At 72.5% G+C, this 5,786-nt stretch carries 6 protein-coding genes; 1 reads left to right on the forward strand and 5 read right to left on the reverse strand.

What is annotated here, in order from left to right:
- Nucleotides 1-77: 77 nt before the first annotated feature.
- From DKL51_RS08005 to DKL51_RS08025, 5 genes are all read right to left on the reverse strand, one after another.
- On the reverse strand, nucleotides 78-1,121 hold the full coding sequence (locus tag DKL51_RS08005; protein ID WP_185734743.1) for a GNAT family N-acetyltransferase: 1,044 nt from the start codon (nucleotides 1,119-1,121) through the stop codon (nucleotides 78-80).
- A gap of 59 nt (nucleotides 1,122-1,180) precedes the next feature.
- A complete protein-coding gene (locus DKL51_RS08010; protein ID WP_109943976.1) occupies nucleotides 1,181-2,482 on the reverse strand; it encodes a hypothetical protein in 1,302 nt (433 codons plus the stop codon).
- Nucleotides 2,479-3,432, reverse strand: a complete 954-nt coding sequence (locus DKL51_RS08015; protein WP_207783790.1) for a glycosyltransferase family 2 protein — start codon at nucleotides 3,430-3,432, stop codon at nucleotides 2,479-2,481. The genes DKL51_RS08010 and DKL51_RS08015 overlap by 4 nt, the downstream gene beginning before the upstream one ends.
- 320 nt (nucleotides 3,433-3,752) lie before the next feature.
- Nucleotides 3,753-5,126 carry an MFS transporter gene (locus DKL51_RS08020; protein WP_207783789.1) on the reverse strand — a complete coding sequence of 458 codons (1,374 nt, stop codon included), beginning with the start codon at nucleotides 5,124-5,126 and terminating at the stop codon, nucleotides 3,753-3,755.
- Entirely contained in the window at nucleotides 5,123-5,470 is a 348-nt protein-coding gene (locus DKL51_RS08025) for a nuclear transport factor 2 family protein (RefSeq protein ID WP_109943975.1), read from the reverse strand. Before DKL51_RS08025 ends, DKL51_RS08020 begins: the two co-directional genes overlap by 4 nt.
- A gap of 77 nt (nucleotides 5,471-5,547) precedes the next feature.
- On the opposite strand from DKL51_RS08025, the gene DKL51_RS08030 reads away from it, so the two are divergent.
- The coding region (locus tag DKL51_RS08030; RefSeq protein WP_148097748.1) for an AAA family ATPase at nucleotides 5,548-5,786 on the forward strand (239 nt) is incomplete at its 3' end.

The raw sequence follows: 5,786 nt of genomic DNA on the forward strand, positions 1-5,786 counted from the left end.
ACCGCGGGAACGAGCAGCAGCCAGCGGGGGGTGGGCCGGGGCCAGGCGAGCCGGCGGGGCGGGGTAGGGCCCATGCACTACCCCCGCCTCGGCCGCAGCGCCAGGATCCGCCGGGCGCCGCCGCGGGCACCCCGGACCAGCGGGGTGATCGGCACCCGTTCGATCCGGTAGCTGGCATAGCCCTGGCTGACGGCGCCGAAGCGGCTCTTGAACAGCTCCAGCGGGGAGCGCGGGGCCGAATCGCCCATGTTGTACGACGTGCACCCGGCCTCGACCGCGTCCGCGATGGCCGTCCGGTGCAGCAGGTAGTTGGCGTACACCGGGCCGGCGAGCTTCTCCACCATGGCCCCGCGCCAGTACATCGCCGTCTTCGTGCCGAAGAGCACGACGATCGCGGCGACCGGCCGCTCCCTGTGGTACGCGGCGTACACCCGGCAGCGGGCGCCGAGCATCGCCGCGACGGTACGCAGCTTGCGCGGTGGCTCCCGCCGGGCGGAGAGCCACCGGGCCAGCGGGAGCGGCAGACCGTCCCGCCGCGCCCAGCGGTCGACGGACTCGCTGTACAGCTGGTGGAACGTGGGGACGAGGCCGCCCGTGGCATCACACTCGACGATGACACCGGCCCGCTCCGCCCGGCGGATCCGGTTGCGGGTGTCGCTGCGGAACCGCTCGCGCCAGACCCGGTCGAAGTCGCCGTCGAGGGGGAGCGTCTGCGACATCCGCTCCTCGCGCAGCACGCCCGCCGGCATCGCCGCCTCCCACCCGTCGGCGGTCGCCGGGTCGGGGCGGACCAGCGTGCTCAGCACCCGCCGCTGCGCCAGGTCGGCGACGACCATGCCGATGTCCTCGGCGTGGAGCTGCCCGCCGTCGCCGATCAGCCCGCCCGGTCCCCAGCCGACGGGGAGCCCGAAGTCCGTCGCGAGGATCGGACCGAGCCCCGGGCGCCGGACGAGCGGAAGGATGAGCCGCCGCCCGTCGGCGGTCTCGTACAGCCGCGAGATGTCCTGGTAGCCCTCGACCTCGCACACGCACCGCAGCCAGGTCGGCGTCTGGCTGGGCAGCGCGGTGGGCGCCGAGGCCAGCACCTGCTCCCACGCGTCGACCGGGGCGGGGCTGGTCACCGTCAGCGGTGCGCCGCCGGATACCGGCGCGAGGTGAGGATCCAGGGTGGTGCCCGCGCTCACGAGGACCCCAGCGGCAGGTCGGCGTGCCAGTAGCGCTGCGTGGCGTCGTTGCTGGCCATGACGACCATCCCGGTGGCGCTGGTGACGTCCTGCTTGGTGGTCGTGACGTTGTTGAGGTCGGGTGAGTCGGCGTCCTTCATGACCGGCGTGCCGCGGCCGTCCGGGAAGGCGATGCTCGCCATCGGGGAGCTCTTCATGAAGATCGTCCCGGGGTAGCCCGAGTAGGGGCAGCCACTGTCCGGTGCGGTCATGAAGACGTACAGGGTCTGGTTTTCGGAGTCGAGCAGCAGGACCGGCCGGGTGTGACAGTCCTTGATCCGCCCCACCGGGTAGCTGGACCAGTCGGCGGTCGCCGGGTCCCGGGCGAGGAGCATGATCTGGGGCGCCGAGGAGGAGGCACCGGCGTCGTCGAGCCCGGTCTTGACGGCCGCGAAGACCCGCCCCGAGGCGTCCGCCTGCAGCGCCTTGAGGTTGATGTGGTCGTCGGCGCTGTTCGGGCCCTGGATCGCGGTCCGCGAGACGTCCCAGGTGGAGCGTGGCTCCCCGTCGGTGTGCTCGGCGAAGTACATTGCGGACGCCGCCTGGTTGCTCCACATCACGCCGGTGCGGGTGCCGCCGAAGCTCACCACCGCGGAAATGTCGTCGCTGGCCAGGCCGGTGGCGCCGGTGACCGGGAGCACGAACGGGGTGCCCCAGACCGCGTCCCCGCCGATGGTGTTGTTCACGTAGACCTTCGAGCCCTGCGCCCAGGTCGCCCAGAGCGTCCCCGTCGAGTCCTTGTCGATGGTGAGGCTCTCGCTGGAGTAGTTGTTGATCTGCACCGGGAAGCCGGTGTCGCGGCTGTACGTCCTGGTGGCGGGGTCGTAGGTGAGCCGGTAGAGCCGCGTCGGGTTGCCGTAGGTCGCGCCGGCCGAGGAACTGGCCCGGACGTGCGAGGCGACGTAGAGCTTCTGGCCGTCCCAGAGCACGTCGGAGCGGGTCTTCGGCCGGTTGTCGAGCACGGTGCCGGTGTCGGTCCAGCGCTCGGTGGAGCGGTCCAGCCGGAAGATGTGGTGGGTCTGGCTGCCGGAGTCGAACAGCGCCGCCCACCAGAGGCCGTCGTTCCACCACAGCTTGCTCTCGGGCTTCTCACCGGTCGCGGCCGAGCCGTCGCCCGAGGTGGACGGCCCGACGTAGCCGATGTCGCCGGTGTCGGCGCCCGCCGGGGTGGACAGGCCGGCGGGAACGGGTGCGGTCGCGAGCAGCACGCCGATGATCAGGGCGAGGGCGTAGCTGCTCCGGGTCGTCCATCGCTTCATGAGTGGGCCACCTCGCTCAGTGCCGGGCTGGCTGCCTTCGCCGCGAGGGGCTGCCAGCGGTGCAGCACCCGGTGGTCGATGGGGTCCACCACCGGCCGGGGGCGCCGGACCACCCGCTCCCGGATCAGGGTGCGCAGCACCCGTTGGCCGTCCCGGAAGGTGTGCAGGTTGGAGGTGCCGCAGCGGCGGGGCAGTTCGTTGCTCGGCACCTCGGCGATGCGCAGGTTCGCCTTGAGCGCGTGGACGACGAGTTCGGTCTCGATCTCGAAGCCATGCGCGGTGAGCGCGAGGTCGGGCAGCCGCTCGCGCCGGAACGAGATGAAGCCGTAGCAGAGGTCGGTGAAGCGGACGAGGAAGAGGCTGTTCGTGAGCCGTACCAGCATCTGGTTCCCGGACCGGCGCAGCGCGGTCAGGTCGGTCGACCCGCCGCCGGCGAGGAACCGGGAGCCCTTGACGAAGTCGTAGCCGTTCATCAGCGGGGTGACGAAGCGGTGGATCTCGGCCGGATCCATGCTGCCGTCGGCGTCGATCATCACGATCAGGTCGCTGGTCGCGGCGGCGAACGCGACCCGGGCGGCGTCGCCCTTGCCGCGGCAGTTCTGCGTCAGCACCACGATGTCGGGACGGATGGCGCGGGCCACCTGGACGGTACGGTCCGACGAGTGGCCGTCCACGAGGATCACCTCGTCGACGATCGGCGGCATCCGCTCGAGCACCCAGGCGATGTTCTTCTCCTCGTTGAGCGTCGGGATGACCACGCTCACCGTCTGCCGTTCGGGGCGGCCGTCGACGGCTGCGCCGTCGCGCTCCGGCCGCTCCCGCATCCGCAGGATGCTCATCGGCCGGTCGTCATGCCCGGAAGGGACCTTGAGCGGCGGCGCGGACAGCAGGCTGGGGATCCGGGTCTCGACGTCCTGGACGCGGGCTTCGACCTCCTGGTTCAGCGTCACCGGACCCCCTCCCGCAGGGCCGCCGGCGGGCTGTTCCGTCCGTCGGCCTTCCTCGTGCCGTCAGCGGTGGTGTCCGAAGTACCTCTCATCAGCCCCACTTCCCCCGTGATTCCTGGGCAGCGTCGAGCGCCTCAGCCCTGGACGTTGAATGTCCCGGTCCGCCACGCGGTTAAACCGGGATGAACAGGAGGCAAAGCTAACATCTCTGCCAACCCGGACAGGCCGCATTCGCCGGGATGCCCGGGGCGGATCGCGGACGCCGCGGCACGAGCACGCGCCGGCCGCCGTCCAGGTCATGGACGGCGGCCGGCGCGCGTGCGTCACCTCCGCGGCAGGAGCTGGATGATCGCGGCCAACGCCAGTTCGAGCACGATCAACGCGACCAGCCCGGACCGGAACCCGGCGGTCAGGTCGGCGGCCTGGTAGAACACGATCCCGATCAGTGCCACCCCGACCGCGTTGCCGGTCTGGTTCACCGTGGCCAGCACCCCCGCCGCCGCGCCCGTGTGCCGCGGCGTGACCCGCGACAGTACGGTCGTGGTGAGCGGCGCGAGCGCCATACCCATGCCGATCCCGTCGACGGCCAGCCCCGGCACGAGCCAGCCGGCCCCGTGCCCGGCCGCCTCCCACATGCCGTACAGGCCGACCGCCATCGCCAGCGCGCCGACGCTGACCACCTGGCGGCCCAGCCGGGCGGCGATCCGGTGCGCGTACGTCGAGGTGGCCAGGTAGCCGCCGCCGATGGCCATGAACACCGCCCCCGACTCCAGCGCCGACAGGCCCCGCGTCACCTGCAGGTGCAGGGCCAGGATGAGGAAGAAGGACGCCTGCCCCATCCAGAACACCTGGGTCGCCACCAGCCCCACCGAGAACGCCCGCTCCCGGAACAGCGTCAGGTCCACCAGCGGCTGCCCGCCGCGCCGCTGGCTCGCCGCGAAGAGCGCGAAGAGCACGACCGAGGCGGCCAGGCTCAGCCAGGTCCACATCGGCCAGCCCTGCTCGCGTCCCTCCACCAGCGGCAGCACCAGCGTCACCAGGGCGGCGCTGACCAGGACCACGCCGGCCAGGTCGAGCCGGGTCGCCGGGTGGCGCGACTCCGGCACCCGGCGCAGGAACGCCAGCGCGGCCACCCCGATCGGCAGGTTGATCAGGAAACAGAGCCGCCAGTCCAGGCCGAACAGGTCCGCCCTGATCAGCAGCCCGCCGATCAGCTGACCGAACACCGCGCCCAGGCCCAGCGTCAGGCCGTACCGGGCGAACGCCCTGGGCTGCTCGGCCGGCGCCACGCTGGTCCGCACGATCGCCAGCACCTGCGGCACGAGCAGCGCCGCCGCCAGCCCCTGCAGCACCCGGGCGCCGACCAGGACGCCCACCGTGGGGGCCAGCCCGCAGAGCACCGAGGCGGCCGTGAACAGTGCCACGCCGAGCCCGAAGATGCGACGGCGCCCGTACCGGTCACCGAGCCGACCACCGGTGATCAGACCGGTGGCCACCGCGAGGACGTAGCCTGCGACCACCCACTCCAGCGCGGCCGGACCGGCGTCGAGGTCGCGCTGCATGGCCGGCAGGGCCACGTTGACGATGAACGCGTCGATCGCGGTCATGAACGTGGAGGTCAGCAGGACCGGCAGGAAGCCGGGGGCGGCGGCGGCCGGCGTACCGAGCCGGGCGGCCGGTGCGGTCAGGACGGTCATGCCGGCACCCGGTCCAGGAAGCCGTGCACCGCCTTGATCCGGTCGTCGGCGATGACCGCGACGTCGAAGCCGACGACGATCGGTTCCGCGTCGCGGGGGCCGAGGTGCCAGGTGAACCGGGCCAGGTCGTGGTGCGCGTCGACCGGGCCGGCGAGCCGGAACTCCAGGCCGGCGAACTGCTGTTGCACGCCGGCGATCAGGGCGTCGACCTGATCGCGTCCGGCGACCGTGGCCAGCGGGTCGGTGTAGGTGCCGTCCGCGGCCCAGACCTCGTCGATGAGGGTCCGGCGGGCGGTGGGGTCGGTGGTGTTCCAGGCGGCGAGGTACTTCTCGATCAGTTCCATGGCCACGACGCTAGGGACGATCCGGCGGGCCGGAATCGGTAGCGCTTAGGTACTCCGTACCTGTGTAGGGTGCGGGGATGTTGCACGGCCGCGCCGCGGAGCAGGACCGGATCGCCGCCCTGGTGGCCCGAGCCCAGGCCGGGCAGAGCGGCGCGCTGGTGCTGCGGGGTGGGCCGGGCATCGGCAAGACGGCGCTGCTGGACTGGGCCGCCGAGCTGACCCCGCCGGCCGACCGGCCGCTGCGGGTGCTGCGGGCCAGCGCCGCCGAGTTCGAGGCCGAGCTGCCGTTCGCCGGGCTGAGCCAGCTGCTGCGGCC

Source organism: Micromonospora globispora, from assembly GCF_003857015.1.
Classification (GTDB): Bacteria; Actinomycetota; Actinomycetes; order Mycobacteriales; family Micromonosporaceae; genus Micromonospora; species Micromonospora globispora.